Genomic DNA, 26,637 nt, shown 5'->3' with positions numbered 1-26,637 from the left:
AACACCATGGCGAAGCCGCCTGTGCGCAAGCCTAAGAAGAAGGTCTGCGCTTTCTGCAAGGACAAGGTCCAGTACGTGGACTACAAGGACACGAACATGCTGCGGAAGTTCATTTCCGACCGCGGCAAGATCCGTGCCCGCCGCGTGACCGGCAACTGCACGCAGCACCAGCGTGACGTCGCCACGGCCGTCAAGAACAGCCGTGAGATGGCGCTGCTGCCCTACACGTCCACCGCGCGATAAGGGAAGGGTGACCGAACAATGAAGATCATCCTCACCCACGAGGTCTCCGGCCTCGGCGCTGCCGGCGACGTCGTCGACGTCAAGGACGGCTACGCTCGCAACTACCTGATCCCGCGGAAGTTCGCTATCCGCTGGACCAAGGGTGGCGAGAAGGACGTCGAGCAGATCCGTCGTGCTCGCAAGATCCACGAGATCCAGACCATCGAGCAGGCCAACCAGGTCAAGGGCCAGCTCGAGGCCGTCAAGGTTCGCCTTGCCGTCCGCTCCGGCGACGCCGGTCGTCTCTTCGGCTCCGTCACCCCGGCCGACGTCGCTTCGGCGATCAAGGCTTCCGGTGGCCCCGAGGTCGACAAGCGCCGCATCGAGCTGGGCGCGCCGATCAAGACGCTCGGCGCTCACGAGACGTCCGTGCGTCTGCACCCCGAGGTTGCCGCCAAGGTGACCGTCGAGGTCGTCGCCGCGTAAGCGTCTGCGCTGGCTTATTGCGCATCGAAGGGGCCGCATCCGTCAGGGTGCGGCCCCTTCTGCTGTCTCTGTGGGGAGGGTTGGGCTCACCATGGGTGTGCGGCCGAACCCGCCTCGGCTCGGCGCTGTTTCACGTGAAACGTGGCCCGGCGCCCGACACCCGGCTCGGTGAGCTGCCGCCCTCGGAGGCACTCAGCGGGTGGCCCCTGTGACGATCCACCTGCCCGAGCGGGTACGGAGCCACAGGGTCAGCAGGCGGACCGTCATCATGAGCGTCATCGCCAGCCACAGTGCTGTGAGGCCGCCGCCGAGTGTCGGGACGAGCAGCGCGACCGGGGCGAAGACCGCCAGCGTGAGGAGCATGGCCCAGGCGAGATACGGACCGTCGCCGGCGCCCATCAGGACTCCGTCCAGGACGAACACGACCCCGGAGACCGGTACGGACACGGCCACCACGATCAGGGCGGGCAGCGCCACGTCCTGGACGGCGGAGTCACTGGTGAACAGCGGCAGGAACAGCGGACTGGTGGCCACGACGAGGACTCCGAGCACCACCCCGGACGCGATGCCCCACTGCACCATCCGACGGCAGGCGCCGCGGGCCCCCTGCTCGTCGCCTGCTCCCAGGTAGCGTCCGATGATGGCCTGGCCTGCGATGGCGATGGCGTCCAGGGCGAAGGCCAGCAGGTTCCACAGGGAGATGATGATCTGGTGCGCGGCGATGTCCGCGTCGCCGAGCCGAGCGGCCACGGCGGTGGCGATCATCAGGATCGCGCGCAGCGAGAGCGTGCGGACCAGGAGCGGCGCACCGGCCTGGGCGCAGGCGCGGATCCCGGCGGCATCGGGCCGCAGCGAGGCGTGGTGCCTGCGCGCACCGCGGACCACGACGACGAGATACGCGACAGCCATCGCCCACTGGGCGAGGACGGTGCCCCAGGCGGAGCCCGCGATGCCGAGGCCGGCGCCGTAGACCAGGCCCGCGTTGAGCGCGGCATTGGCCGCGAAGCCTCCGATGGCCACGTACAGCGGGGTCTTCGTGTCCTGGAGGCCGCGCAGGACGCCGGTCGCTGCGAGGACGATGAGCATCGCGGGGATGCCGAGGGCCGAGATCCGCAGATATGTGATCGCGTACGGAGCCGCCGTGTCGGATGCGCCGAGGAGGTCGACGATCGCGGGGGCGGTGGGAATCACGGCGGCGAGGGTGACCGCGCCGAGGAGTATCGCCAGCCAGATGCCGTCCATGCCCTGACGGATCGCGGACTGGAGGTCGCCGGCACCGACCCGGCGGGCGACGGCCGCCGTGGTGGCGTACGCGAGGAAGACGAAGATGCTGACGGCGGTGAGCAGCAGGCTGGAGGCGACTGCCAGGCCGGCGAGTTGGGCGGTCCCCAGATGCCCCACGATGGCGCTGTCCACCATCACGAAGAGCGGCTCGGCGACGAGTGCGCCGAAGGCCGGGACGGCGAGCGCGATGATCTCGCGGTCATGTGCCCGGCGGACGGCCTTGGGGGTCGGGGGAGCCTGTGTCATGGGCACCAATCTAATCTTCCACAGGTAATGGATGCAAGCGCCTAGTGACTATTACTCAGGTCTCCTGAGGGCGGATCTGGGCGCACCGTTTGTCGCGATCTTGGTCCGACTGGGGAAGTTTTTCTCGTGCACAGCGGGTGGACAAGGAAACTGCAGCTCAGAGGGTGTTTGTGGAGAAGCCTGAGGGCTTGTTCACAGCACTGTCCACCGGGCCGTGCACAGGATTGGCGGGGTTCTCCACAGCATCAGGCCCGCTATCCACAGAGCCTGTGGATAACCAGATTGGCTGACGGTGCCGAGGGCCCTAACGTGGTCCGGCGCCCGCGTCTGTTCTCCTGCTCCGAACCTCGTGGATTCCTCTTCTGGAAACCCTGTGGATTCGCCGCGTCAGAAGCGGAGTCGGGCCTCTTATTTGTCAGTGTCGTGCCGTAGGAATGAGGCATGGCGAGGTCCGCTCGGCGGACGGGAGGAGGTGGCCCGGTGAGTATCTCCGAGCCCTTGGACGACCCGTGGGCCGACAGCGGTCCGGGTGATCGTCTGCCCGCCTCCCGCCAGCGCGCCAACGGCGGCCGTGGTCGCGACGAGCAGCATGAGCGGGGGCGTGACGGCAGTTCCTGGGACGGCGGTTCGGCCTTCGAGCGTGTGCCGCCGCAGGACCTCGATGCCGAGCAGTCGGTGCTGGGCGGCATGCTCCTGTCCAAGGACGCGATCGCCGATGTCGTCGAGGTCATCAAGGGCCACGACTTCTACCGGCCCGCGCACGAGACGATCTTCCAGGCGATCCTCGACCTCTACGCCAAGGGCGAGCCGGCCGACCCGATCACGGTCGCGGCCGAGCTGGTCAAGCGTGGCGAGATCACGAAGGTCGGCGGAGCGCCGTATCTGCACACGCTCGTGCAGACCGTGCCCACCGCGGCCAATGCCGAGTACTACGCGGAGATCGTCCACGAGCGGGCGGTCCTGCGCCGCCTGGTCGAGGCCGGCACCAAGATCACGCAGATGGGATACGCGGCCGACGGCGACGTCGACGAGATCGTCAACAGCGCACAGGCCGAGATCTACGCCGTCACCGAGCAGCGCACCAGTGAGGACTATCTGCCGCTCGGCGACATCATGGAGGGCGCGCTCGACGAGATCGAGGCGATCGGCTCCCGCAGCGGCGAGATGACCGGTGTGCCCACCGGCTTCTCCGACTTCGACTCGCTCACCAACGGCCTGCACCCGGGCCAGATGATCGTCATCGCGGCCCGTCCCGCCATGGGTAAGTCCACGCTGGCGCTGGACTTCGCGCGCGCGGCCTCGATCAAGAACAACCTGCCGAGCGTCATCTTCTCCCTCGAAATGGGGCGCAACGAGATCGCGATGCGTCTCCTCTCCGCGGAGGCGCGCGTCGCGCTGCACCACATGCGTTCCGGCACGATGACCGACGAGGACTGGACGCGTCTCGCGCGCCGTATGCCCGAGGTCTCCGCGGCCCCGCTCTACATCGACGACTCGCCGAACCTGTCGATGATGGAGATCCGCGCCAAGTGCCGCCGCCTCAAGCAGCGCAACGACATCCGGCTCGTGATCATCGACTATCTGCAGCTGATGCAGTCCGGCGGCTCGAAGCGCGCCGAGTCCCGGCAGCAGGAAGTCTCCGACATGTCCCGTAACTTGAAGCTGCTCGCCAAGGAGCTCGAGGTCCCGGTGATCGCGCTCTCGCAGCTGAACCGTGGCCCGGAGCAGCGTACGGACAAGAAGCCGATGGTCTCCGACCTGCGTGAATCCGGCTCGATCGAGCAGGACGCGGACATGGTCATCCTGCTGCACCGCGAGGACGCCTACGAGAAGGAGTCCCCGCGCGCGGGTGAGGCGGACATCATCGTGGGCAAGCACCGTAACGGTCCGACCGCGACGATCACGGTGGCCTTCCAGGGCCACTACTCGCGGTTCGTGGACATGGCGCAGACCTGATTCACGACCGCTGAGCGAGCGGAAACGCCGCCCGCTCAGCGTTCGGTGAAATGGGCTCGACCGCGCATCGGTTCTCGCGATGGACTGGCCCGTATGACCTCTCCCGGAATCAGTGCAGACCCCCGGGCCTCCTGGCAGGCCCTTCTCCCCTCGACCAGCCGGGCGCTGGACCATCGTGTGGCCCTCGCCCAGGCGCAGGGGCGGGCGCCGTCCGTGGTGGCCGCTGTCGTGCGGGACGGCGAGATCGTGTGGGAAGGGGCGGCCACATCGGTGGACGGGCACGGGCCCGACGGTGACGTGCAGTACCGGGTCGGGTCGATCACCAAGACGTTCACCGCTGTGCTCGTGATGCGGCTGCGGGACGAAGGGCTGCTCGGCCTGGGGGACCCGGTCGAGAAGCATCTGCCGGGGACGGGGCTCGGCGAGGTGACCGTGGGCCAACTGCTCGCCCACACCGGCGGGTTGGCGGCTGAGACGCCGGGTGCCTGGTGGGAGCGGACGCCGGGGAGCGAGCGGCCGACGCTTGCGCATGTGCTCGGCGAGGAGCCTTTCCTGCACCCTGTGGGGCGTCGGCACCACTACTCCAACCCCGGCTATACGGTGCTCGGCGCGCTTGTCGAGAAGCTGCGCGGCGCCCCCTGGGAGGACGTGCTGCGCCGCGAGGTGCTCGAGCCGCTCGGCCTCACCCGTACGTCGGCCCAGCCGCAGCCGCCGGCCGCCGGTGGCTGGGCGGTGCATCCCTGGGCCGACGTGATGATGCCGGAGCAGGTCGAGGACCTGGGGCTGATGGCACCGGCCGGTCAACTGTGGTCCACGACAAGGGACCTGGCGCGGTTTGCCGTGTTCCTCGCGCAGGGCGACGACCGCGTGCTGAGCGCCGCCACCGTACGGGAGATGCGTGCCCCGGCCGCTCCGGCGGAGGACGGGGACTGGGAAGGCGGTTACGGGCTCGGGGTGCAGCTGTTCCGGCGGGGCGGACGGACGCTCGCCGGGCATTCCGGGTCGCTGCCCGGGTTCCTTGCCTGCATGGTGTTCAGCGTGGACGAAGGGCTCGCCGCCATCGCCCTCGCCAACTGCACCTCCGGACCGCAGATCGGCGGTCTTGCTGCGGAGCTGGTCGGCATCGTCGCGGACGCGGAGCCGCGCTTTCCGGAGCCCTGGCGACCGATGGATGAAGTCGACGCGCAGGTACTGGAGTTGGCCGGCCCCTGGTACTGGGGCACGGCCGGTTTCGGGCTGCGGGTGCTCGCCGACGGGATCGAGCTGGCGCCGCTGCAGGGCAAGGGGCGTTCGGCGCGGTTCCGGGCCGAGGACGACGGGACGTGGACCGGACTCGGCGGGTACTACGCGGGCGAGACGCTTCGGGCGGTGCGGCGGCCGGACGGCACGGTGAGCCATCTCGATCTCGGGTCATTCGTCTTCACGCGGGAGCCGTACGACGTGTCGGCGCCGGTTCCGGGCGGGGTGCACCCGGAGGGCTGGCGCGGTCTGAAGCAGCTGGGCGAGTAAGGCCGTTCGCTCCGGTGGGGTCGTGTTTCACGTGAAACACGACCCCACCGGCTTTTCGCTCAGGCGGTGGTTCAGAGCGGGAGCTTGAAGCCCACATGGGAGGGCTCGAAACCGAGCCGCTCGTAGAAACGGTGGGCGTCGGTGCGAGTGGCGTCGGAGGTCAGCTGCACCAACTGGCAGCCCTGACGGCGGGATTCGTCCACCGCCCACTCGATGAGCCGCGTGCCGAGCCCGCTGCCACGCTCGTCGGAGTGGATCCGTACGCCTTCGATGACCGAACGGGTGGCGCCACGGCGCGAGAGGCCCGGGATCACTGTCAGCTGCAGGGTGCCGACCACCTGCTCCCCGCGGACCGCGACCATCAGGTGCTGGTTCGGGTCGGAAGCCAGGCGGTCGAACGCGCTGCGGTACGGGGTGAGGTCGTCGGGGGACTCGCGTCGGGCGCCCAGGGGGTCGTCGGCAAGCATGGCGACGATGGCCGGGATGTCCTCCGCGGACGCGGGACGGATCTCGAGATCACTCATGGGGCGACCTTACGCAGCCGCTCCGGACGGTTACGCCGGGACCTTGAGTTCCTCGACCGCGCGGACCAGCGGGGCCAGCTCCGGGTTGCGGGACGCCTCGTCGAGGGCCTCGCGCAGGGCGGCGTCGTTGGTCGGGCGCGCGGCGGTCAGGAGCGCCCGGCCCTCCTCGGTGACGTCGGTGTAGATGCCCCGCCGGTCGGTGTCGCAGATATAGCGGGTGAGCAGGCCGCGGTCCTCGAGCCGGGCCACCAGGCGCGTGGTCGCGCTCTGGCTGAGCACCACCGCGTCGGCGACCTGCTTCATCTGAAGGTGTCCGCCGGGACCGCTGTGCTGGCGGCTCAGGACGTCGAGCAGGGAGTACTCGCGGGCGCTCAGATCGTGCCCGCTCTGCAGGGCCTTCTCGATGCGGGACTCGATCTGGCCGTGGAGCAGCGAGAGCGCGCACCAGCTCTGCGCGAGTGCGGTCATCGCGGGGTCGGTCGCGGTCATGGCTCTCTCCCTTCGGTCACGTGCCGGCACGTGCTGTTCACCAGGATAGAACACAGACGCAATAGCCCGCGTTTGCAATTAGCCAGCGTCTGCAACTATTGTGGACGCTCGTAAGGCGCTGAAGCAATCGTACGGCGCACCCTGCCTGGAAGGTGAACCCCATGCCTCTCGCACTCCTGGCCCTGGCGATCGGGGCCTTCGGGATCGGGACCACCGAATTCGTGATCATGGGGCTGCTCCCCGAGGTCGCCGCCGATTTCGATGTGTCCATCCCGCTCGCCGGCTACCTCGTCACCGGCTACGCCCTCGGTGTCGTCCTCGGCGCCCCGCTGATGACCGCGCTGGGCACCAAGATCTCGCGCAAGCGGATGCTGATGCTCCTGATGGGCCTGTTCATCGTGGGCAACGTGCTGTCTGCGCTCGCCCCCGCCTTCGGCGTGATGCTCGTCGGCCGCATCGTGGCCTCGCTCGCCCACGGCGCCTTCTTCGGCATCGGCTCCGTGGTCGCGGCCGAACTGGTCGCACCGGAGAAGAAGGCCGGAGCGATCGCGATGATGTTCACCGGTCTGACCGTGGCCAATGTGGTGGGTGTCCCGCTCGGCACACTCGTCGGGCAGAGCCTCGGCTGGCGGGTGACCTTCGGGATCGTCGCCGCGCTCGGTGTGGTCGGGCTGCTCGGCGTGGCCAAGCTGGTGCCGGATCTGCCCAAGCCCGAGGGCGTACGGCTGCGCCATGAGCTCGCCGCGTTCCGCAACGTCCAGGTGCTGCTCGCCATGGCGATGACGGTGCTCGGCTTCGGCGGTGTCTTCGCCGCGATCACCTACATCACGCCGATGATGACCGACGTCGCCGGCTACGCCGACTCCTCCGTGACCTGGCTGCTCGTCCTGTTCGGCCTGGGCATGGTGGGCGGCAACCTCGTCGGCGGCAAGTTCGCCGACCGGGCGCTGATGCCGATGCTGTACGTCTCCCTGGGCGCCCTCGCCGTGGTGCTCGGCCTGTTCACCGTCACCGCGCACAACAAGATCGCGGCCGCCGTGACCATCGCGCTGGTCGGTGCGCTCGGCTTCGCGACCGTGCCGCCGCTCCAGAAGCGCGTGCTCGACCAGGCCGCGGGCGCCCCGACGCTCGCCTCCGCCGTGAACATCGGCGCCTTCAACCTCGGCAACGCGCTCGCCGCCTGGCTGGGCGGCGTGGTCATCGCGGCCGGCCTCGGCTACACCGCTCCCAACTGGGTCGGTGCGCTGCTCGCCGCCTCCGCGCTGGTCCTGGCCTTCGTCTCGGCCGGCCTCGAGCGGCGCTCGGTGTCGCAGGGCCGGGTCGTCGCGAGCAGCGCCACGGCGCCGTCGGCCAAGGTGGCTGCGGGTCGGCGCTGACTCGGCCCCGTATCCCCTGAACCACACGAACTTCCCCTCGAACCACCCGCACAACTCGCAATCCCTGCAAGGAGAAACCCCTCATGAGCACCACCCTCGCCCCCGCCCCGCTGGCCACGGCCGACGCGCAGCTTCTCGTGGACGCCGCGCACGAGGCCGCTGCGGCTGCCGACGTGCCGGTGAGCGTCACCGTCCTGGACGCCGGCGGTCACCTGCTGGCCTTCCGCCGGGACGACCGCGCGGTCCTGATCGCCGGTGAGACCAGCACGCGCAAGGCGTACACCGCACTGCAGCTGAACGCGCCCACGGCCGACCTCGTCGAGGCCGTGCAGCCCGGTGCGCCGTTCCACACGCTGCCGACCGCCCTCGACCGGCCGCTGCTCTTCATCGCCGGCGGCATACCGGTCCGCCGTGACGGCCGGCTGATCGGCGCGATCGGCGTCGGCGGCGGCGCCCCCGAGCAGGACCACGGCTTCGCCACGCAGGCGCTGGCCAAGCTGGGCTGAGGCGCTGACCACGCTGGGCTGACGCAGGCCACGTAAACCATTGGTGTCCGTTCCCAAGTGCCCGGAGAATCCCGGGACATGGGGACGGACATCAACGGGTTCATCGAGTGCAAGCCGCACTGGTCCGACACGTGGACGGCGGCGATCGACATCGAAGTGCTCGTGGGCGGCCGGGACTATGACGGGTTCGGCTGCCTTTTCGGCGTACGCAACTACGCGGGGTTCCGGCCCGTCGCCGCCGGGCGCGGACTGCCCGGGGATGTCACGGAGGCCGTACGGCAGGAGTGCGACTCCTGGGGCGGTGAGTCGCCCAGCTGGATCGGCTGGGACGAGGTCTTGGCCATCGACTGGGATGAGCCCGCCGAGCGTCCGGACGCCCGTATCCATGAGTTCCGGCGAGGGCCCGATGGTGACTGGCGCTTTGTGGGCAAGGCGTCGTGGAGCCGCGAGTTCGCCCGGATCGCCGGTCTGCCCGAGGAACCCGAACCCGGCTACGGCGGGCGCGTCTGGCGGGAGGGCACCGAGTGGACCGGCGGGAGCGGTGACGTCCTCTACCGCGCTGTACGGATGACCCGGCGCGAAGCGGTGCGCGAGCGCGGGGACTGGGGACGCCTCTGGCAGGTGATGGAGGCCTTGGCCTCGCTGCACGGAGAGGGGAACGTCCGGCTCGTCGTCTGGTTCGACAACTGAGCCGGACGCCCGACGGGGTGGCTCAGCCCGCCGCCACCGTCAGCGGTGCGAAGCGGCGGGTCCAGTCGCCCGGGAGATCCGGGATGCCGTATGTCATCACCGCGTTGAACGCGATGGACTCCACGCCCTGGGACTTGATCCAGGTGAGCAGTTCCTCGTGGCGTACGTCGATGTCCGTGCGCAGCGGGCGGTCCGAGTGGGCGGCCAGGGAGGCCACCAGGGACTTGGCCGTCTCCGTGTCGCGGGCGATCAGCGGGCCGATGACATGGGTGTCCATGTTGGGCCAGGCCGCCGCGTAGCCGATGATCTCGCCGTCCGGGGTCTCCGCGACCCTCAACTGGTCGGCGAACGCGGGCAGTCGGGTCACCATGTGGGTGCGGTCGGGGCCGAAGACCTCGGCGTCCAGGCGGAGCAGGGCCGGCAGGTCCTCCGCCGTGGCCGCGCGCGTGGGGACGGTGAGTGCGGGGCCCGTGGCACGGAAGCGGCCGCGCACCATCTCGGCGCGGCCGATTGTCTTGAAACCGAGCTCCTCGTAGAGGGGGCGCCCGTTGGGCGTCGCGTGCAGCGTGATCGGCGCGCCCTCCAGGAGCGCCAGCACCTCCCGCATCAGACGACGGCCCACTCCCTTGCGGGCGTGCCGCTCGGCCACCAACACCATGCCGATCGCGGCCAGTTCGGGCTGCTCCTGAGCGCCGAAGGACGTGCCGTACGAGGTGACCGTGCAGGCCGCCACCAGACCGCCCTCGGGATCGTCGATGCCGTAGCCCTGTCCAGCGGAGAGCAGCAGGCCCCATTTGTGTTCTTCGCGGGGCCAGCCACGGTCCTCGGAGAGGTCCGCGCAGAGCGTCAGATCGCGCGGGGTGAGACGGCGTACGGGCAGGTCAGCAAGGGAAGGTGTCGGCACGCAGGTCAGGCTGGCGGACGGACGACGCTCGCGTCCAGTGCTTTCTGTGAGGTGGTGCGGTGCTTTCGGCCACTCTGCTCCCTGTTCCGTCCGCCACTCTGCTCCTGCAGACGACGGCCGGTCTCTCGCTTGGGGCGTCGGCCGGTCTGCTCCTTGAGACGGCGGCCGCGCTTCGTCAGTCCCCAGGGCTTGAGGACGGAGATCACGGTCATGAAGACATACGCGGAGAGCGAGACGACCGGGCCCATGATCAGGTCCGTGGGGTCGGGGAGCGCTCCGCCGGCGGCCACGACCTCGGCGTTGTGTGTCACCCCGGGGCGCAGCGCGAACGTGGAGGCGGCCGTGGTGGCCAGGGTCAGCCAGAACTTCACGAAGACCCAGCGGTGCCGGGCCAGCCCCCAGGGCGTGCCGAGGGCGAGCAGCAGCCCGCTGAGCAGAGTGAGCAGCGCCAGCGGGAGGACCAGCCAGTCCGCGAAGAGCTGCATCGAACGGACCGATGCCTCCGTGACGGCGGCCGATTCGGTGGTGATCGCCGCGGCGGCCAGTGCGAGCAGCCCGAGCGTGAGCCCGAGCCAGCCGGCGGCGGCGGTGACATGGACGACGAGGGTGGCCCGGCGTACGGGGCGGCTTAGTTTCACGTGAAACACGGTGCCTGCGCGGCCCCTGCCGGGTCGTCTGACGGCGGGAGTAACCCCGCGTACTAGCGTCGGCGTACATGTCACGCCTTCACCTCTTCGACCTGGACGGAACGCTGCTGGTCGGCAGTGCGGCGCCCGTGGAGATCTCGCGGCAGCTGGGCCTGGTGGCCGAGATCGCCGAGATCGAGCGGGAGTTTGTGGCGGGCCGGCTGCGCCCGGTGGAGTACGCGGAGCGGGTGCGTGTGCTCTGGGCCGCGCTGACTGTGGCGGATGTGACGGCGGCCTTCGAGGGCGCGCCGTGGATGGCCGGGATCAGGGAGGCGTGGGCCGCTATCCGGGCGCGCGGCGAGTACGTGGCGGTGGTCTCGCTGTCGCCCTCCTTCTTCGTGGAGCGGCTGCTCGGCTGGGGCGCGCACACCGCGCACGGTTCGGTCTTCCCGAGTGTGCCCTTCGCCTCACCGATCGATCCCGCGGGCATTCTCGATGCGGGAGGAAAAGTGAAGATCGCGGACTCCCTGTGTGAATCATTCGGGCTGACCAGAACCGATTGCATCGCTTACGGCGACTCCCTGTCGGATGCGGAGCTGTTCGCCGCGGTGCCCGTCTCGGTGGCCGTGAATGCGGATCATCACGTTTCTCAGCTGGCCAGTCACACCTATACGGGGCGGGATCTGCGGGAGGCCTGCGAAATCGTGAGGGCCGCTCCGTAACGGAAATTACCGGGCAGTTGCAGCGGAATTCCGCGAGCGGGGGGACGGGGTTGTGCGGGGGAGCGCGGCCGGTATGGTCGACTCCGGTTCGTGCCCGGACCGTTGCGGTTCCGGCACGCAGGACACTGCAGCCTAACGTCATGGAGGGATCGGTAACCCGGACTTCCCGCTATTTGTCCGATGTCAACACGGCCTGTGCGACGCTGCGTTGGCCGGACTGCGACCCTTATCACTTTCTCCCCGGCGTGCCGGCATTGGCAGTGGGTACGGGGCTGAATTGGGGCGCATTGCTGCCGAGCAACTTGTGATGCAGAGCGGGGAATATCGAGCAGCTTCCGACAGGGAAGTGCACAGACCGACCGAAAGATGTTCGAGGCGAGGCACAACATGGACGCTCCGACCACCAAGTCGGCCGACAACGGCATTTCCGGCGAGGGCGGCGGTTGGTTCACTCCCCACAAGCCGGTCCGCTCGGAGGACGGCCGGACCGCCCCTGGCGGCGGGCTCCCGTCCGAGGAGCACATACCCGAGCAGCGGCCGGCACCCGAGGCACGCCCGGCACCTGAAGCGCGCCCGGCGCCCGGCGCACGCTCTGCGCCCGGCCCGCAGCCCTCCGCCCAGGAGGCGCCCGCTCCGCCCGCGTCCGGTGGCGCTTCGCCCTCGTCTCCCGCGTCGCCTCCGTCGCATGCTGCGCCGTCGCCGGACGCCCAGCTGATCCAGCGCACCATGGCCGAGATCGCGCCCGTCGCGGACAAGGTGACCTCGTACTTCTACGCGCTGCTCTTCGTGAACCATCCGCACCTGCGCGGCCTGTTCCCCGCCTCGATGGACACTCAGCGGGACCGCCTCCTGAAGGCGCTGCTCACCGCCGCCGAGCACATCGACAACAAGCAGGTGCTCGTCGAGTATCTGCAGCACCTCGGCCGCGGCCACCGCAAGTACGGCACGCAGGCCGACCACTACCCGGCCGTCGGCGAGGCCCTGCTCGGTGCCCTGAGCCACTACGCGACCGACAGCTGGAGCGCGGAGACCGAGGCCGCCTGGGTGCGCGCGTACACGACGATCTCCCAGGTGATGATCGACGCCGCGGCCGAGGACGAGAGGAAAGCGCCGCCGTGGTGGTTCGCGGAGGTGGTCTCGCACGACCAGCGCACCCCCGACATCGCGGTGGTCACCGTGCGCCCCGACCAGCCGTACCCCTTCCTCGCCGGGCAGTACACCGCTCTGGAGACGCCCTGGTGGCCGCGGATCTGGCGGCACTACTCCTTCGCCTCCGCGCCGCGCTCCGACGGCCTGCTCTCCTTCCACGTGAAGGCCGTCCCGGCCGGCTGGGTCTCCAACGCCCTGGTGCATCGCGCCCGCCCGGGCGACACCCTGCGGCTCGGCCCGCCCGCCGGCACGATGACGGTCGACCACTCCACCGACAACGGGCTGCTCTGCCTCGGCGGCGGCACCGGTATCGCACCCATCAAGGCGCTGATCGAGGACGTCGCGGAGCACGGTGAGCGGCGGCCCGTCGAGGTCTTCTACGGGGCCCGTACCGACTACGACCTGTACGACATCGACACCATGCTGCGGCTCCAGCAGGCGCACCCGTGGCTCGACGTGCGCCCTGTCATCGACGCCCCCGGCCACCGCCAGGCACGGCAGATCCAACTGCCGGACGCGGTACGGGAGTACGGGCCGTGGAACGAGTACGACGCCTACCTGTCCGGGCCGCCCGGCATGATCCGCAAGGGCATCGACGCGCTGCTCGGTGCGGGGGTGCCGTCGGAGCGGATACGGCATGACGAGTTCGAGGAACTGATCGCCTCGGCGTCCCGCTGAGCTGCTGGAGCGAAACTCAGGCCGAACGTGTGGCGCTCAGCCCAGATCGGGCGCGTGCATCGCCCGTACGCCCTCGATGTTGCCGTCCAGGTAGTGCCGCAGCGACAGCGGTACGAGATGGACCGAAGCGATCCCGACGCGGGTGAAGGGGATCCGGACGATCTCGTACTCGCCGATGCCCTCCTCCATCTCCGGGCCGTGCCGCAGCGAGGGGTCCATGGACTCCAGGCGGCAGACGAAGAAGTGCTGCACCTTCACACCGGTCGCGCCGCCGTCGGCACCGATGTGCTCGACGGTGTCCACGAAGCAGGGCACAACATCGGTGATCTTGGCGCCGAGCTCCTCGTACACCTCCCGGTGGAGGGCGTCGACGACGGTCGCGTCCCCCGCCTCGACTCCCCCGCCGGGTGTGACCCAGTAGGGATCGATACCGGGCTTGGTGCGTTTGATCAGGATCAGGTTGCCGCCGTCGAGCAGGACGGCTCGTGCGGTGCGCTTGACCACGGGTCGGACGGTCATGGTGGAAATGTGGCCCGTTACGTTTCACGTGAAACACAACGGGAGTCCTGAGCCGGAGCTCAGCACCAGTCGGCCCCGGCGTTCAGCAGCCACTCGTGCGCCCGCGCGATATGCGGCATGGCGAGGGTGCCGGTGCGCACCACGAGGAAGTACGTGCGCAGCGGGGGCACCGGCGGCTCCAGGAGGGCCACCACATCGCGGCGCTCCAGGGCGCTCTCGCACAGATAGCGCGGCAGCACCGCGAACCCCGCCCCCGCGGTCGCGCAGGCGAGCACCGCCCGGAGATCCGGGACGACCACCGCGCCCGAGGCGGCCGGCCGTGAGTCGAAGACGGACGCCCAGTAGCGGGAGACCAGCGGCAGCGACTCATGCACCTCGACGACCGGCAGCCCTTCCAGGGCGAGTGCGCCGTGCCGCCGTACGGCCGTGGCGCCGATCTTCCGCTGCCAGGACGGGGACGCGACCAGGACGTGCTCCTCATCGCAGAGGGCGGTCGCGGTGAGCAGCCCGCCGCGGGGCCGGGCCGCCGAGATGGCGAGATCGTGATGGCCGGCCGCCAGGCCTTCCAGGGTCTCCTCCGCCGTGCCGAAGGAGGCGCGCAGGGTGAAGCCCTGGCCGTCCGCGCCGGTCAGTTCGGTGAGGGCGGGCAGCGCGCGCTCGGCGGTGAACTCGGGGGGCCCGGCCAGATGCAGTGTGCGCGCCGAGGACTCCTCGGCGATGCCGCTCTCGGCTATCTCGACCAACGCGTCCAGATGTGGGGCGGCCTTGTGCGCGAGTTCGTCGCCGATCGTCGTGGGCGTCACGCCCCGCGCCTGCCGCAGGAAGAGCGGGCGCCCCAACTGGCGCTCCAGCGTGCGGATCTGCGAGGTGACTGCCGGCTGCGACAGCCCGAGGAGCGCCGCGGCGCGCGTGAACGAACCGGCCCGGTGCACCGTGACGAACGTCCGCAGCAGGGCCAGATCCATCCGTCCCCCTCCCTCTCCGCCCAGGCGCCCGCCTTCCCCACGCTCGCGCCCGAACCCGCCCAACTATAAATAAGTCGATAGGTCGCTGTCGCTACCGTGATTGGACACTGACACAGAGTCAACTAGCCTTGTTTCCGGCGGTTCTTGGCGCGTAGAACCGGAACGGTCCGAGCCACGAGGGGGGAGGCTCGGGCCGTTCGTTGTGCGTAGGCGCCGTACCCCGTCGCGTTGAGGTGCGTACTAGGTGTTCGTCCGGCGTGACGCGTTCAGCGCGCGGAGCACGTCCGTCACCAGGTCCTGCGGGTCCTCGGCGCCCACCGAGAAGCGGATGAAGCCCTCCGGTACCGCGTCGCCACCCCAGCGTCCACGGCGTTCGGCGGTGGAGCGTACGCCTCCGAAGCTCGTGGCCTCGTCGACCAGCCGCAGCGCGGCCAGGAAGCGCTCGGCGCGGGCGCGGGATGCGAGCGTGAAGGAGACCACGCTGCCCGGGCGGCGCATCTGGCGGGTCGCGAGCTCGTGCGAGGGGTCGCCGGGCAGGCCGGGGTGGCGCAGGCCGGTCACGTCGGGGTGGATGCTCAGCGCCTCGGCCAGGGCGAGGGCGTTCGCGCACTGCCGCGCGTGCCGCAGTTCCAGAGTGGCCAGCGAGCGGTGGGCGAGCCAGGCCTCCATGGGGCCCGCGACGGCACCCACCAGCTTCCGCCAGCGCCGTACGGGCGCGAGCAGCTCCGGATCGCGGGCGGTCACATAGCCGAGCAGCAGGTCCCCGTGTCCCGTCAGGCCCTTGGTGGCGGCGGCCACGGAGAAGTCCGCGCCGAGGTCCAGGGGCCGCTGGCCCAGCGGCGTCGCAAGGGTGTTGTCCACGGCGACCAGCGCGCCTCGCTCGTGCGCGGCGGCGGCGAGGGCGCGGATGTCGCACACGTCGAGCCCCGGGTTGGACGGCGTCTCCAGCCACAGCAGGCGGGCGCCGTCGAGCAGTGCGCGCTGGGCGTCGCCGCCGGTGGGTGCGGTGCGGGTCTCGATGCCGTACGCGGTGAGCTGCTCCCGTACAAGAGGCAGGGCCTGATAGCCGTCCGACGGCAGGACCACCGCGTCGCCGGAGCGCAGGTGGGAGAAGAGGACGGCGGAGACCGCGGCCATGCCCGAGGCGAAGACCAGCGCCTCGGCCTCCGGGTGGCCCGGTGATTCCAGCTCCGCTATCGCCTGTTCGAGCAGGCTCCACGTGGGGTTCTCGTCACGGCCGTAGGTGTACGGGCCCGCGGGGTCGCCGGCCAGGTGGTAGTGCGAGGTGAACACCGGCCCCGGGAAAGGCGGTTGGAACTGGACGGGCTCGGGGAGGCCGGCGCGCAGTGCGCGGGTGCTCTCCCCGAGCCCGTCGGGTGTCTCGCTCAGGTCCACGTGTGTGGCGTCATGTACGTCGTCGCGTATGCCCTCGCGTCCGTCGTTACCTATGCCGTACGGATCCGTATCGCTCATGCCGCCCTCAGAACCGCTCATGCCGCCCTCCGGACCGCTCATGCCGCTCCCCGCTCCCCGAGCGCGCCCTGCACGGCCGTCAGCAGGCCGGGACAGGCCGCCTCGACCAGCGTGAGGCACTCGTCGAAGCCGTCCCGTCCGCCGTAGTACGGGTCGGGCACGTCCAAGTCGCCCTGTGCGTCCGGGTCGTACGACCTGAGAAGGCGGACCTTCTCCGCGTCCGCCGGCGTCGGGGCGAGCCGGCGCAGCGCGCGCAGATGGGTCTCGTCCAGGGCGATCACGAGATCGAGCCGGCCGAACCAGTCGGCGCGGAACTGACGGGCGGTGTGCTCGCTGCCGTAACCGTTCTCCTCGAGGACCGCGACCGTCCGTGGATCGGCGCCGTCGCCCTCGTGCCAGCCGCCCGTGCCCGCGCTGTCCACCTCGACCGTCCCGTCGAGACCGGCCTCCGCGACGAAGGCGCGGAAGACGTGTTCGGCCATCGGGGAGCGGCAGATGTTGCCGGTGCAGACGAAGCAGACGCGGAAGCGGGTCGTACCGGCCACCGGTCAGTCCTTGTCCGGCAGGACCATGTGCATCGCCCAGGACACGATGCTGATGATCAGGCCGCCGACGACCGCCGTCCAGAAGCCCTCGACGTGGAAGCTGAGGTCCAGCTTGTCGGCGAGCCACGAGGTGAGCAGCAGCATCAGCGCGTTGACCACCAGGGTGATCAGGCCGAGCGTGAGGATGAAGAGCGGCAGCGTGAGCAGCTTCACGATCGGCTTGACCAGGAAGTTGACCAGGCCGAAGACCAGCGCGACCAGGATCAGCGTGAGCACCTTGCGGGGCGTGCTGTTGCCGGTGAGCGTGATGTCGTGGATGAGCCAGATGGCCACGGCGAGCGCGGCCGAATTGGCGATCGTCTTGACTACGAAATTCTTCATGTGTCTGATCGTGGCAGACGTGATCGCCGCCGGGCAGCGGCGTGCGGCAGCAGGAGAGGAAACGGCAGCTTATGAAGGCGTTCCGACTGGATGAGCTCGATGTCGAGCGGGCCGCCAACGACGGGGCGTATCTCCAGTTCCTGCGCGAGCGGAACATGTCCGTCGGCCTTTACGCGCTGGACGCCGGGCAGACCGATCCCCAGCAGCCGCACCGGCAGGACGAGGTGTACCTCGTGGTCAGCGGGCGGGCCTCGCTCACGGTCGGCATGGAGACGACGACCGTGGGGCGCGGCAGCGTCGTGTACGTGCCGGCCGGGGTGCCGCACAAGTTCCATCACATCACCGAGGACCTGCGGGTTCTCGTGGTGTTCTCGCCGCCGGAGGGCTGAGCCGCGGGGCACGGACCCCGGGTGTCGCCGGGGCCTGCGTCCCCGGGATCCCTAAGGGTCGGGTCAGGGAAGGACAAGGGCTGCGAGGCCCCCGCGGGACCCACCTGTCCGCCTAGCATCGAGGGCAGGAGCTCACAGGGAGGTCCAGAGACTCGGGAACACCGACCGGCCAAGGGATCGGCCGGGACAGAAAGGCAGGACGCCATGAAGGAGATACTCGCGGGGATGCCGTGGTGGGTGAAGTGGATCGCGATCCCGGTGATCGCCCTCGTGGTGTTCGGCAGCGTGCTGTGGACGCTCGTCAGCTTCGTCGTCGGGCTGCTCTTCAAGGTCCTGGTCTTCGCGGCGCTGGTCGGTGGACTGATATATCTCGTACGGAAGTTCAAGGACGACGGGGCCTCTTCGCGCAGCGAGTGGTGAGCTGCGCCTCGGCTGCGAAGCGCTCGAAAACCTCGGGCCGCGAGCACCTCGCCGCCGTGGGCCGTGTGTTGACGGCCCGGCGGTTCCGCTCCACCCGCCCGTTGACCCCCGTCGCCTAGCGATCGCCGGTGCTCAAGTGCGGTGAACCGGCTTCCGGTTCGCTCGCCCGAGGGAAGTTTCCGGCCAGAGACTGCGTGTCCGCTCGGCGGCGGTTAAAGTCCGGAAACCGCGGGGTGTCAGACCTGACCCCGCGTGATCGGACCACCCACCCCCGCACCCCCACCAGGGCGGGGGTTCCCTCGCGCCTGGGGAGTGCATCGTGGCCTCGGCAGATTCCGTCACCGCCTCGTCCCCCGCCGCCTCGGCCACTGCGCCCGCGCCGACCCTGATCGGGTCCGTGCAGCGGGCGATGCGGCTGCTCGAGGCGGTCGCCGCACATGCCGGCGGTGCCCCGGCCAAGCAGCTGGCCCGCGAGGCCGGGCTGCCTCTGCCCACCGCGTACCACCTGCTGCGCACGCTCACCCACGAGGGCTATCTGCGCCGCGAGAAGGGCGTCTTCGTCTTCGGCGACGCGGCCGAGCGGCTGGCGAGCAGCGGGGCCAAGGAGAAACGTCGCTCCATGATCGGTGAGGTCATGGAGCACTGGCGCGATGTGATCGGTGTCCCCACGTACTTCGCCGTCTACCGCGACGGCGAGGTCGAAGTCGAGGCGGTGGCGGACAGCCCGGGAGTACGGGCCGTCGAGGAGTGGGCCGACTTCCGCCAGACCGCGCACGCGCACGCGATCGGCCAGTGCCTGCTCTCCCAGCTCGACGACGACGCGCGCCGGGACCATCTCGCCCGCCACCGGGTGCATCCGATCACCCCGTACACCGTGCGCGACGAGCGCACGCTGCTGCGCCGGCTCGCGGCGGTCGGGCGGATGCAGCCGGTGGTCGAACGGCAGGAGTACGCGCTCGGGCAGGTCTGCGCCGCCATTCCGATCACCGCGGGCTCGACCGCGGCGACGATGGCGATCTCCCTGCCGGCCCACCAGGCGGCCCGACTGCTGCCCGCGGCACGGCAGTTGCAGGCGGAGATCGGGCGCAAGCTGGGGACCCTGGCGTTCTCGATCAGCTTGTGAGGGCGGGGCCGAGGTGGCGGGTTGCCTCGGCGTCACCCTCCGAAGTGCCGTGGCGAGTGCTTGTACGGGCGCGCCACGTGCTCTATCAGTATCTGAAAACTCACTCCTTGTGATCCGATGAGCACGTTCAGCAAACTGCCAGGAGTATCGGGAACATAGTTCCTGAACTGGGTTTCAAACACGGTCAGCGGGAACAAGGCCCTCGCCGAAGGTCCTGGCCCACACACTCAACACGCGGCAGACGACGGGGTAGGCGATGCGCGAGTCCGTACACGCAGAGGTCATGATGAGCTTTCTCGTCTCCGAGGAGCTCTCCTTCCGCATCCCGGTGGAGCTCCGGTACGAGACGCGTGACCCCTATGCCGTGCGCCTGACTTTCCATCTGCCCGGAGACGCCCCGGTGACCTGGGCCTTCAGCCGCGAGCTGCTGGTCGACGGGGTCAACGGGCCGTGCGGCGAAGGCGATGTGCACATCTCCCCGCACGGCAGCGACCCGCTGAGCGACGCCCTGATCCGTCTCCAAGTGGGCACGGACACCGCCCTGTTCAAGGTCTCCATCGCGCCGTTGATCGCCTTCCTCGACCGTACGGACCGGCTCGTCCCGCTCGGCCAGGAGCGCGCGCTCGCCGACTTCGACAGCCACTTGGACGAGGCGCTGGGGCGGATCCTGGCGGACAGCACGGGCTGAGGCGCACGGGCTGAGGCCGCGCGCTCGGGCCGAGCGGCGGGGACCGCGCCGGTACGGCTGCCAGGCGCGCGTCAGCGCTTGCGCCGCCGCCCGCTGCCCCCGCCCAGCTTGACCGCCCTCATGCGCCCCGTGGACGTCATCGCCTCGGGGTCGGCAGAACCGGGCCCCGCGGCGGGCCTGCGGCCCCGGCCGCCCGCCGCGCCGGGGCCCTTGTCCCGCGCCACGACCAGCGCCGCCAGGGCCGTCGTCACCGGGACCGACGCCACCAGGCCGATCGAGCCGACCAGCGTCCGCACGATCTCTTCGGCGACCAGCTCGCTGTTGGCCACCGTGCCCACACCGGCCTGCGCGATCGAGAAGAGCAGCAGCAGCGGCAGGGCCGCGCCCGCGTACGCGAGGACCAGGGTGTTGACCACCGACGCGATGTGGTCGCGGCCGATCCGGATGCCCGCGCGGTACAACTGCCGTGCGCTCATGGACGGATCGGCCTGGTGCAGCTCCCAGACCGCGGAGGTCTGGGTGACCGTCACGTCGTCGAGTACGCCGAGCGAACCGATGATGACGCCCGCGAGCAGCAGGCCGCTCATGTCGATATCGGGGTAAAGACCGTGGATCAGGCCGGTGTTGTCGTCGGTGTTGCCGGTCAGCGAGGCCCAGCCGATGAACAGCGAGCCGAGCAGGCCGATGAGCAGCAGCGAGATCAGCGTGCCGAGCACCGCCACCGACGTACGGGCGGTCAGACCGTGGCACATGTACAGCGCGAGCAGCATGATCGCGCTGGCCCCGACCACGGCCACCACCAGCGGATTCGAGCCCTGCAGGATGGCCGGCAGGATGAACAGCGTGAGCACCGCGAAGCTCACCGCGAGCGCGACCAGGGCCATCACGCCGCGCATGCGGCCCACCACGACCACGGCGAGCGCGAAGATCGCGGCAAGCAGCCACATCGGCGTCCCGCGGTTCACATCCGTCACCGAGTACTGCAGTTCCTTCGGTGCGTCGGGGGCGTAGGCGACCACCACCTCCTGCCCCTCGTGCAACTGCCGTGGCGCGTCCGGCTGGACGACCTCGGTGAAGGTGCGGCCCTTGTCCGGACCTGCGGTCACCTCGATCGTCGCCTTGCCGCAGTCCCCGGTCGCCTGCTGCTGCGCCGAACTGCCCTCCGCCGTGGAGGTGTCGCCGGTCGGCGGCACCTGGGATGCGTTGACGTCCTTGCAGTCGACCTTCTGCACCTCGACGACCTTCGCCGCGAACATCTGCCGGTCGAAGCCGACTCCGGTCCGCTTGTGGTCGGGGGTGCTGCCCGGCCAGAGCACGACGAGTCCCGCGAGCACGGCCACCGCGAACGGGATCAGGACGGCCGCGATCACCTTGCGCAGATGCGTGGAGACGGGGGCGGCCGGACCGTGGCTGTGCGCGTGGCTGTGTCCGTGGGCGTGCTCGTGCCCATGTCCCTGCCCGGAGGGGGGACGAGGCGGTTCCTGGGGTGGCTGAGGCGTGGTGGTCACCGACCGATCATCGCAAGAACGACAGGGGCCCTCTGTTCAGCGTGGCCGACAGGACGCTAGCGTGGGGGCACCTTTGCACACGCGGGAGCTCGGAGCACCGGGCTGAGAGGGCGCTGACCTCCGTACCGAGACGTGTTTCACGTGAAACACGCGGGACGGAAACGGCTGCGTCGACCGCCGAACCTGTTACCGGGTAATGCCGGCGTAGGGAGTAGGTCTCATGACCACACAGGACATACGCACGCCTGCCTCCAGCAGCTCCGCTTCCACGGAGACCGCCGAGGCCGGGAAGTCCATCGGCTGGCACAAGGCATACGTCCAGGGCTCGCGCCCTGACATGCAGGTGCCGGTGCGCCAGGTGCACCTCACCAACGGCAAGTCGGTCACGCTGTACGACACTTCGGGCCCGTACACCGACCCGAACGCCGAGACCGACGTCCGACGGGGCCTCGCGCCGCTGCGGGAGAACTGGATCATCGCCCGCGGCGACACCGAGGAGTATGCGGGCCGGCCGGTCCGCCCCGAGGACGACGGGATCAAGCACACCTCGCCGCGCGGCGGGAATCTCCGCAACCTCGACGCGGTCTTCCCGGGCCGGCCCCGGCTGCCGCGCCGTGGCCGCGCGGGCCAGGCGGTGACGCAGCTCGCGTACGCGCGGCGCGGGGAGATCACGCCGGAGATGGAGTACGTGGCCATCCGCGAGAACGTCGCGCCCGAGGTGGTGCGCGACGAGATCGCGGCGGGCCGGGCCGTGCTCCCCGCGAACGTCAACCACCCTGAAATCGAACCGATGATCATCGGCAAGCGGTTCCTGGTGAAGGTCAACGCCAACATCGGCAACTCGGCCGTGACCTCCTCCATCGAGGAGGAGGTCGAGAAGATGACCTGGGCCACCAAGTGGGGCGCCGACACGGTCATGGACCTCTCGACCGGCCGCAACATCCACACCACGCGCGAGTGGGTGCTGCGCAACTCCCCGGTCCCGATCGGCACGGTGCCGCTCTACCAGGCGCTGGAGAAGGTCGACGGCAAGGCCGAGGAACTGACCTGGGAGATCTACAAGGACACGGTCATCGAGCAGGCCGAGCAGGGCGTGGACTACATGACGGTCCACGCCGGCGTCCGCCTCCCGTATGTGCCGCTGACCGCCAACCGCAAGACCGGCATCGTCTCGCGCGGCGGCTCGATCATGGCCGCGTGGTGCCTCGCGCACCACAAGGAGTCCTTCCTCTACGAGCACTTCGAGGAGCTCTGCGAGATCCTCGCGACGTACGACGTCACGTACTCGCTCGGCGACGGCCTGCGCCCCGGCTCGATCGCGGACGCCAACGACCGTGCGCAGTTCGCGGAGTTGGAGACGCTCGGCGAGCTGAACAAGATCGCGAAGGCGCACAACGTGCAGACGATGATCGAGGGCCCGGGCCACGTCCCGATGCACAAGATCAAGGAGAACATCGACCTTCAGCAGGAGATCTGCGAGGAGGCGCCGTTCTACACGCTCGGCCCGCTGACCACGGACATCGCACCCGCCTACGACCACATCACGTCGGGCATCGGTGCGGCGATGATCGGCTGGTGGGGCACGGCGATGCTCTGCTACGTCACGCCCAAGGAGCACCTGGGCCTGCCGAACAAGGACGACGTGAAGACGGGCGTGATCACGTACAAGATCGCGGCCCACGCGGCGGACCTGGCCAAGGGGCACCCGGGCGCGCAGGACTGGGACGACGCGCTCTCGGACGCGCGCTTCGAGTTCCGCTGGGAGGACCAGTTCAATCTGGCCCTGGACCCGGACACGGCGCGCGAGTTCCACGACGAGACGCTGCCGGCGGAGCCCGCCAAGACGGCGCACTTCTGCTCGATGTGCGGGCCGAAGTTCTGCTCGATGAAGATCTCCCAGGACATCCGTCGCGAGCACGGGGGTACGCAGGCGGAGGTCGAGGCTGGGATGGCGGAGAAGTCGAAGGAGTTCGCGGCGGCGGGGAGTCGGGTGTATTTGCCGATCGCCGACTGATCCGGTCGACGAAGTGGCGCCCCCTGTGTGCCGGGGCGCCACTTCACCGTGGCGGCAGGGGGAACTGGTGGTCCGCGCGCTCAGGCCGTGGCACCGTGGCCCTCAACTGCCGTGTGTGGAGGGGGATCATGGCTCTGGGGGATCAGCTGCCGGCGCTCATGGGTGTGGTGGTCGGTGCTGTCGGCTCGTATGTGGCTGCGAGCCTCACGGAGCGGAGCCGGTGGCGCCGTGCACGTGCCGAGCGATGGGACGAGAAGCGGTTCACCACGTACGTGACCTACGCGAACGTGCTGAAGACCCAGCTCCGTATCGCCCAACGCGTCGGCGCCGCCAGGGGCTTCGAGAACGTGACCGACCCCTTGGACATCGAGGACGGGCTCGTCCAGCTCGCGGAGGCCGAGACCCGGCGGGCCTCCGAGTGGGAGGCCGTGCTGCTGGTCGGTGACCACGCGACCATCGGCGCCGCCCGCACCTGGCACGAGGCCGTATGGAACCTCGAGCTGTACGCGAAGGGAATCCGGAGCGACCCCGCGGGGTGGTCCGAGACGGAGCGCAGGGTCAGCGCGGCCCGGGACGAGTTCTATGCGTGCGCGCGGCGGGACCTCGGGATCAGCGGGCCTCCGCCGCCGCCCGGGAGCTGGCCGCGGGCCTGGCAGCACCACGAGCTGAACCGGTGAACGATTGAGCCGGTGCTGCCGCACCCATGGGCCCTAGTCCGGCTGATGCTCCGGCCCCCCGAAGTCCGGGCTCGTGAAGTCCGGGCTGGAGAAGCTGGGCTTCGGGCCCGCCGGGGGGCCGCCGTCCGGGCTGCTGAAGCCGGGGTGGCTGTAGCCGAGTGGGGGCATGCGGCTCGGGGGTGCGGTCGGGGCCGGGCGTGCGGGCGACGTGCCGGGGTCTGCCAGAGCTTCGCGGAGGAAGGGGATCAGGCCGCGCTCCAGGAGCGCGGTGCGCCAGGCTTCCCTGGCCCGCGCCACCTCCTCGCTCAGCTCCCCGCCGCTCCCCGCCTCCAGCGCACTCGCCCCGTTGCGCAGCGCTGTGAGCAGCAGGCCGACCGCCGCGACCAGGATGCCCGCGGCGGTGAGGGCGCCGAAGAACCAGCCCGCCGTCAACAGCGTGTCGGCGAAGGCGGGTTCGGGGTTCAGCATCTTCAGGATGTAGCCGATGAGCAGGAAGATCGCCGCTGCCGTACCGGCGAGCACCGGGGCCAGGACCGCGACCACCGCGACGAGGCCCGCGCCCGCGCTCTCCGCGACCTCGCCCATGCTCGCGGCGAGGCCGATCGAACCCGAGGAGGACTCGGCACCGCCCGACTCCGAGACGGAGGTCTTCGGGCGGGCCGGCTCGCGGAGCTCCTCGCGGACCTTGACGTAGTGGTCGTACTCGGCGGCGGCCGCGGCGGTGATCAGCGCGGTCGCGTTCAGGGCCATCGTGCGCAGCTGTTCGGGGTTCAGACGTTCACCGACGGCTGCCAGATCAGGGCGGTGCGGTGCGGAGCGCAGCGCTTCATCGAGGATCCGCTCGTAATCCTGACGGTCCTCGTTCAGCAGGTGCGGAGCGCTGTTCATGTGCATCCCCCGATGCTCCGTAGGGCCTGGACTCCCGCTCGGCTACGGGCAGTTGGGGCGGAAACGGAGGAGAGCCTGCTACGGATAAGCCGATGGTAGAGCGGCTCAGGCACGCGGTGACAGGGGGTTTCCGGAAATTGGCCCGCTGGCCAGCGAAGGAGTGGGTGCTGTGCGCCTGCCCCGCGGCGGCTCAGTTATCCAGGGGGAGGCGGCGGACCAGAAGCTTTCCGGCCATGGTCACTCCGCCGTCCATCGCGACGGCGAGCCCGTCCGCGTACACGTGCGGGCCCTCGACCTGCGGTCCGCTGCCGTCCTCGCCGTCCTCGGAGCCCACTTCGCCCAGGAGATACGGGATCGGGCTGTGGCCGTGGACCACCCTGCTGCCGCCGTACGCGGCGAGCAGTTCCCGTACGGCCTCGGGGCCGCCCTGGTCGCGGAAGGCGAAGCGCTTGGTGAACTTGCGGAACAGGTCCCAGCACTCGTCCGCGTCGTTGCGCGTGAGCGCCTCGCGGATCGTGTCGTTGACCGAGGTGATCGAGTCGCCGTAGTCGAGATACGCCGTGGTGTCGGAGTGCATCAGGAGGTGGTCGTCCTCGAGCTCGATCGCGTCGAGCCGGGACATCCACTGCAAGTGGTGGTCCTGGAGGCGGTCCATGTCGGACTTCTGGCCGCCGTTGAGCAGCCAGGCCGCCTGGAAGGTGGCGGTGCCCGCACCGGAGTTGACCGGGGTGTCGCCGTAGCGCTTCGCGCCGATCAGGAGCAGCTCGTGGTTGCCCATGAGCGCCTTGCAGTAACCGCCGGCGGCCGCCGCCTCCGCGGACAGCCGCATCACCAGGTCGATGACGCCGATGCCGTCGGGGCCGCGGTCGGTGAAGTCGCCGAGGAACCACAGGCGTGCGTTGCCCGCGCACCAGGTGCCCTCGGCGTCGACGAGGCCCTGCTCGCGCAGTGCGGCGAGGAGTTCGTCGAGGTAGCCGTGCACGTCGCCGACCACGTACAGCGGGCCGGGGGCGTCACCGCGGGTGGGCTCGGGCGCCGGGTCCTGGGCCGGCACGGTGACCTGCACGGTGTCCCCGCGGTTGATGACGGGGAGGTCGCGCTGGGTCGGGGTGTAGCCCTCGGGTTCGGGCTCGTCGCCGAAACGGCTGGTCACCTGGCCGAGGCGGGCGGTCTCGTCGCCGAAGCGGCCGGGCTCCGCGCCCGGGCGGCCGGCCTCCTCGCCGAGGCGGCCGGCCTGATGCACGTACGCGGGTACGCGGAAGTCGCGGACCGTGTCCGTACGCACCACGGGTCCCTGACCGGCCCCCTGAGTCATCGACCCCTCCACCACCGTCGCGCCGCATTCCACCGGATCGGACTGCCTGGTCGCGGCTGTCCGTGGTGTCGTGCGCCCATCATAGGAATGCGCCTGGCGCTCTGTGATGCACCAGGGGTGGTGAATCGTGGCAGGACCCGGAGGCCGGGCCGATTCCTCCCGAATTGCCGGCCCCGGCGCATCCTTCCCGGGGAGCCCCCGGCCGCCCGGAGGTCACCGGCGTCCACTCCCCGGCGCCCTTGACGCCGTCGGGCGCCCCCGGAACGCTCCGTCGCCGTCGACCGGTTCGTCCGCTGCAGGGCGGGCGCCCGACTCGCGTCCGCCGGGCATCCCTGGGAACGCGCGCCCGCCGTCACCGGGCATCC

The 26,637-nt window shown here is 70.1% G+C and carries 27 protein-coding genes and 1 pseudogene; 15 read left to right on the top strand and 13 right to left on the bottom strand.

Annotation, left to right across the window (positions count from 1 at the left end):
• The first annotated feature begins 6 nt into the window (after positions 1 to 6).
• Positions 7 to 243, top strand: coding sequence for a 30S ribosomal protein S18 (rpsR, locus tag BLT97_RS26125; RefSeq protein ID WP_006381652.1), 237 nt, complete (start codon positions 7 to 9; stop codon positions 241 to 243).
• An 18-nt stretch (positions 244 to 261) separates the two neighbouring features.
• Entirely contained in the window at positions 262 to 708 is a 447-nt protein-coding gene (rplI, locus tag BLT97_RS26120) for a 50S ribosomal protein L9 (protein WP_093614358.1), read from the top strand.
• A gap of 192 nt (positions 709 to 900) precedes the next feature.
• Here the strand turns inward: rplI and BLT97_RS26115 are convergent, their stop codons facing one another.
• Positions 901 to 2,238: an MATE family efflux transporter gene (locus BLT97_RS26115; protein ID WP_093614356.1), complete on the bottom strand. Its 1,338-nt coding sequence runs from the start codon at positions 2,236 to 2,238 to the stop codon at positions 901 to 903.
• A gap of 480 nt (positions 2,239 to 2,718) precedes the next feature.
• Between BLT97_RS26115 and dnaB the strand changes: the two genes are divergently transcribed.
• Positions 2,719 to 4,194 (top strand): replicative DNA helicase, encoded by a 1,476-nt coding sequence (dnaB, locus tag BLT97_RS26110; RefSeq protein WP_093614354.1) that lies wholly within the window; start codon positions 2,719 to 2,721, stop codon positions 4,192 to 4,194.
• A 93-nt stretch (positions 4,195 to 4,287) separates the two neighbouring features.
• A complete protein-coding gene (locus BLT97_RS26105) occupies positions 4,288 to 5,703 on the top strand; it encodes a serine hydrolase domain-containing protein (protein WP_093614352.1) in 1,416 nt (471 codons plus the stop codon).
• A 71-nt stretch (positions 5,704 to 5,774) separates the two neighbouring features.
• Here the strand turns inward: BLT97_RS26105 and BLT97_RS26100 are convergent, their stop codons facing one another.
• Positions 5,775 to 6,227 carry a GNAT family N-acetyltransferase gene (locus tag BLT97_RS26100; RefSeq protein ID WP_093614350.1) on the bottom strand — a complete coding sequence of 151 codons (453 nt, stop codon included), beginning with the start codon at positions 6,225 to 6,227 and terminating at the stop codon, positions 5,775 to 5,777.
• A 30-nt stretch (positions 6,228 to 6,257) separates the two neighbouring features.
• A complete protein-coding gene (locus tag BLT97_RS26095; protein ID WP_093614348.1) occupies positions 6,258 to 6,716 on the bottom strand; it encodes a MarR family winged helix-turn-helix transcriptional regulator in 459 nt (152 codons plus the stop codon).
• A gap of 161 nt (positions 6,717 to 6,877) precedes the next feature.
• Here BLT97_RS26095 and BLT97_RS26090 point away from each other — a divergent pair, with 161 nt between their 5' ends.
• The 3 genes from BLT97_RS26090 to BLT97_RS26080 all read left to right on the top strand — a co-directional run bounded on the left by BLT97_RS26090 (position 6,878) and on the right by BLT97_RS26080 (position 9,288).
• Complete coding sequence (locus tag BLT97_RS26090) at positions 6,878 to 8,092, top strand: MFS transporter (RefSeq protein ID WP_093614346.1); 1,215 nt, start codon at positions 6,878 to 6,880, stop codon at positions 8,090 to 8,092.
• Positions 8,093 to 8,175: 83 nt separating this feature from the next.
• Complete coding sequence (locus BLT97_RS26085; protein WP_093614344.1) at positions 8,176 to 8,598, top strand: GlcG/HbpS family heme-binding protein; 423 nt, start codon at positions 8,176 to 8,178, stop codon at positions 8,596 to 8,598.
• 78 nt (positions 8,599 to 8,676) lie between these two features.
• The gene (locus tag BLT97_RS26080; protein WP_093614342.1) at positions 8,677 to 9,288 is read left to right on the top strand and encodes a hypothetical protein; all 612 of its coding nucleotides are present in this window, start codon (positions 8,677 to 8,679) and stop codon (positions 9,286 to 9,288) included.
• Between the two features lie 22 nt (positions 9,289 to 9,310).
• Here the strand turns inward: BLT97_RS26080 and BLT97_RS26075 are convergent, their stop codons facing one another.
• Both BLT97_RS26075 and BLT97_RS26070 read right to left on the bottom strand, forming a co-directional pair.
• The gene (locus tag BLT97_RS26075) at positions 9,311 to 10,192 is read right to left on the bottom strand and encodes a GNAT family N-acetyltransferase (RefSeq protein WP_093614340.1); all 882 of its coding nucleotides are present in this window, start codon (positions 10,190 to 10,192) and stop codon (positions 9,311 to 9,313) included.
• A 131-nt stretch (positions 10,193 to 10,323) separates the two neighbouring features.
• Positions 10,324 to 10,830: pseudogene (locus BLT97_RS26070) on the bottom strand (DUF2269 domain-containing protein); the annotation flags it as partial.
• A gap of 77 nt (positions 10,831 to 10,907) precedes the next feature.
• On the opposite strand from BLT97_RS26070, the gene BLT97_RS26065 reads away from it, so the two are divergent.
• Positions 10,908 to 11,540, top strand: coding sequence for an HAD family hydrolase (locus tag BLT97_RS26065; protein WP_093614336.1), 633 nt, complete (start codon positions 10,908 to 10,910; stop codon positions 11,538 to 11,540).
• 387 nt (positions 11,541 to 11,927) lie between these two features.
• Positions 11,928 to 13,367, top strand: a complete 1,440-nt coding sequence (locus BLT97_RS26060; RefSeq protein WP_245769551.1) for a globin domain-containing protein — start codon at positions 11,928 to 11,930, stop codon at positions 13,365 to 13,367.
• A gap of 36 nt (positions 13,368 to 13,403) precedes the next feature.
• On the opposite strand, the gene BLT97_RS26055 is transcribed toward BLT97_RS26060, so the two are convergent.
• The 5 genes from BLT97_RS26055 to BLT97_RS26035 form a co-directional block, all read right to left on the bottom strand.
• Entirely contained in the window at positions 13,404 to 13,886 is a 483-nt protein-coding gene (locus BLT97_RS26055) for an NUDIX domain-containing protein (RefSeq protein WP_093614332.1), read from the bottom strand.
• Positions 13,887 to 13,945: 59 nt separating this feature from the next.
• Entirely contained in the window at positions 13,946 to 14,851 is a 906-nt protein-coding gene (locus BLT97_RS26050; RefSeq protein WP_093614330.1) for a LysR family transcriptional regulator, read from the bottom strand.
• A 240-nt stretch (positions 14,852 to 15,091) separates the two neighbouring features.
• Positions 15,092 to 16,345 (bottom strand): cystathionine gamma-lyase, encoded by a 1,254-nt coding sequence (locus BLT97_RS26045; RefSeq protein ID WP_245769550.1) that lies wholly within the window; start codon positions 16,343 to 16,345, stop codon positions 15,092 to 15,094.
• Between the two features lie 17 nt (positions 16,346 to 16,362).
• Complete coding sequence (locus BLT97_RS26040; RefSeq protein WP_281251156.1) at positions 16,363 to 16,869, bottom strand: low molecular weight protein-tyrosine-phosphatase; 507 nt, start codon at positions 16,867 to 16,869, stop codon at positions 16,363 to 16,365.
• Positions 16,870 to 16,872: 3 nt separating this feature from the next.
• Entirely contained in the window at positions 16,873 to 17,250 is a 378-nt protein-coding gene (locus BLT97_RS26035) for a phage holin family protein (protein WP_093614328.1), read from the bottom strand.
• Between the two features lie 71 nt (positions 17,251 to 17,321).
• Between BLT97_RS26035 and BLT97_RS26030 the strand changes: the two genes are divergently transcribed.
• From BLT97_RS26030 to BLT97_RS26015, 4 genes are all read left to right on the top strand, one after another.
• The gene (locus BLT97_RS26030) at positions 17,322 to 17,639 is read left to right on the top strand and encodes a cupin domain-containing protein (RefSeq protein WP_093614326.1); all 318 of its coding nucleotides are present in this window, start codon (positions 17,322 to 17,324) and stop codon (positions 17,637 to 17,639) included.
• A 204-nt stretch (positions 17,640 to 17,843) separates the two neighbouring features.
• Positions 17,844 to 18,059 carry a DUF5326 family protein gene (locus BLT97_RS26025; RefSeq protein WP_093614323.1) on the top strand — a complete coding sequence of 72 codons (216 nt, stop codon included), beginning with the start codon at positions 17,844 to 17,846 and terminating at the stop codon, positions 18,057 to 18,059.
• A gap of 409 nt (positions 18,060 to 18,468) precedes the next feature.
• A complete protein-coding gene (locus tag BLT97_RS26020; RefSeq protein WP_176953901.1) occupies positions 18,469 to 19,182 on the top strand; it encodes a helix-turn-helix domain-containing protein in 714 nt (237 codons plus the stop codon).
• 256 nt (positions 19,183 to 19,438) lie between these two features.
• The gene (locus tag BLT97_RS26015) at positions 19,439 to 19,870 is read left to right on the top strand and encodes an SsgA family sporulation/cell division regulator (protein ID WP_093614321.1); all 432 of its coding nucleotides are present in this window, start codon (positions 19,439 to 19,441) and stop codon (positions 19,868 to 19,870) included.
• Between the two features lie 71 nt (positions 19,871 to 19,941).
• Here the strand turns inward: BLT97_RS26015 and BLT97_RS26010 are convergent, their stop codons facing one another.
• Positions 19,942 to 21,378, bottom strand: coding sequence for a YibE/F family protein (locus tag BLT97_RS26010; RefSeq protein ID WP_093614319.1), 1,437 nt, complete (start codon positions 21,376 to 21,378; stop codon positions 19,942 to 19,944).
• A 220-nt stretch (positions 21,379 to 21,598) separates the two neighbouring features.
• Here BLT97_RS26010 and thiC point away from each other — a divergent pair, with 220 nt between their 5' ends.
• Positions 21,599 to 23,392, top strand: coding sequence for a phosphomethylpyrimidine synthase ThiC (gene thiC / locus BLT97_RS26005; RefSeq protein ID WP_093614317.1), 1,794 nt, complete (start codon positions 21,599 to 21,601; stop codon positions 23,390 to 23,392).
• Between the two features lie 128 nt (positions 23,393 to 23,520).
• Entirely contained in the window at positions 23,521 to 24,069 is a 549-nt protein-coding gene (locus tag BLT97_RS26000; RefSeq protein ID WP_245769548.1) for a hypothetical protein, read from the top strand.
• Positions 24,070 to 24,102: 33 nt separating this feature from the next.
• Here BLT97_RS26000 and BLT97_RS25995 read toward each other — a convergent pair whose 3' ends face one another.
• The gene (locus BLT97_RS25995) at positions 24,103 to 24,963 is read right to left on the bottom strand and encodes a hypothetical protein (protein WP_093614315.1); all 861 of its coding nucleotides are present in this window, start codon (positions 24,961 to 24,963) and stop codon (positions 24,103 to 24,105) included.
• Between the two features lie 184 nt (positions 24,964 to 25,147).
• On the bottom strand, positions 25,148 to 26,287 hold the full coding sequence (locus BLT97_RS25990) for a metallophosphoesterase family protein (protein ID WP_245769547.1): 1,140 nt from the start codon (positions 26,285 to 26,287) through the stop codon (positions 25,148 to 25,150).
• Between the last annotated feature and the right edge of the window lie 350 nt (positions 26,288 to 26,637).

The organism is Streptomyces indicus (assembly GCF_900100315.1).
GTDB classification, from domain to species: Bacteria; Actinomycetota; Actinomycetes; order Streptomycetales; family Streptomycetaceae; genus Streptomyces; species Streptomyces indicus.
This window is presented reverse-complemented; position numbering and strand designations above follow the sequence as displayed.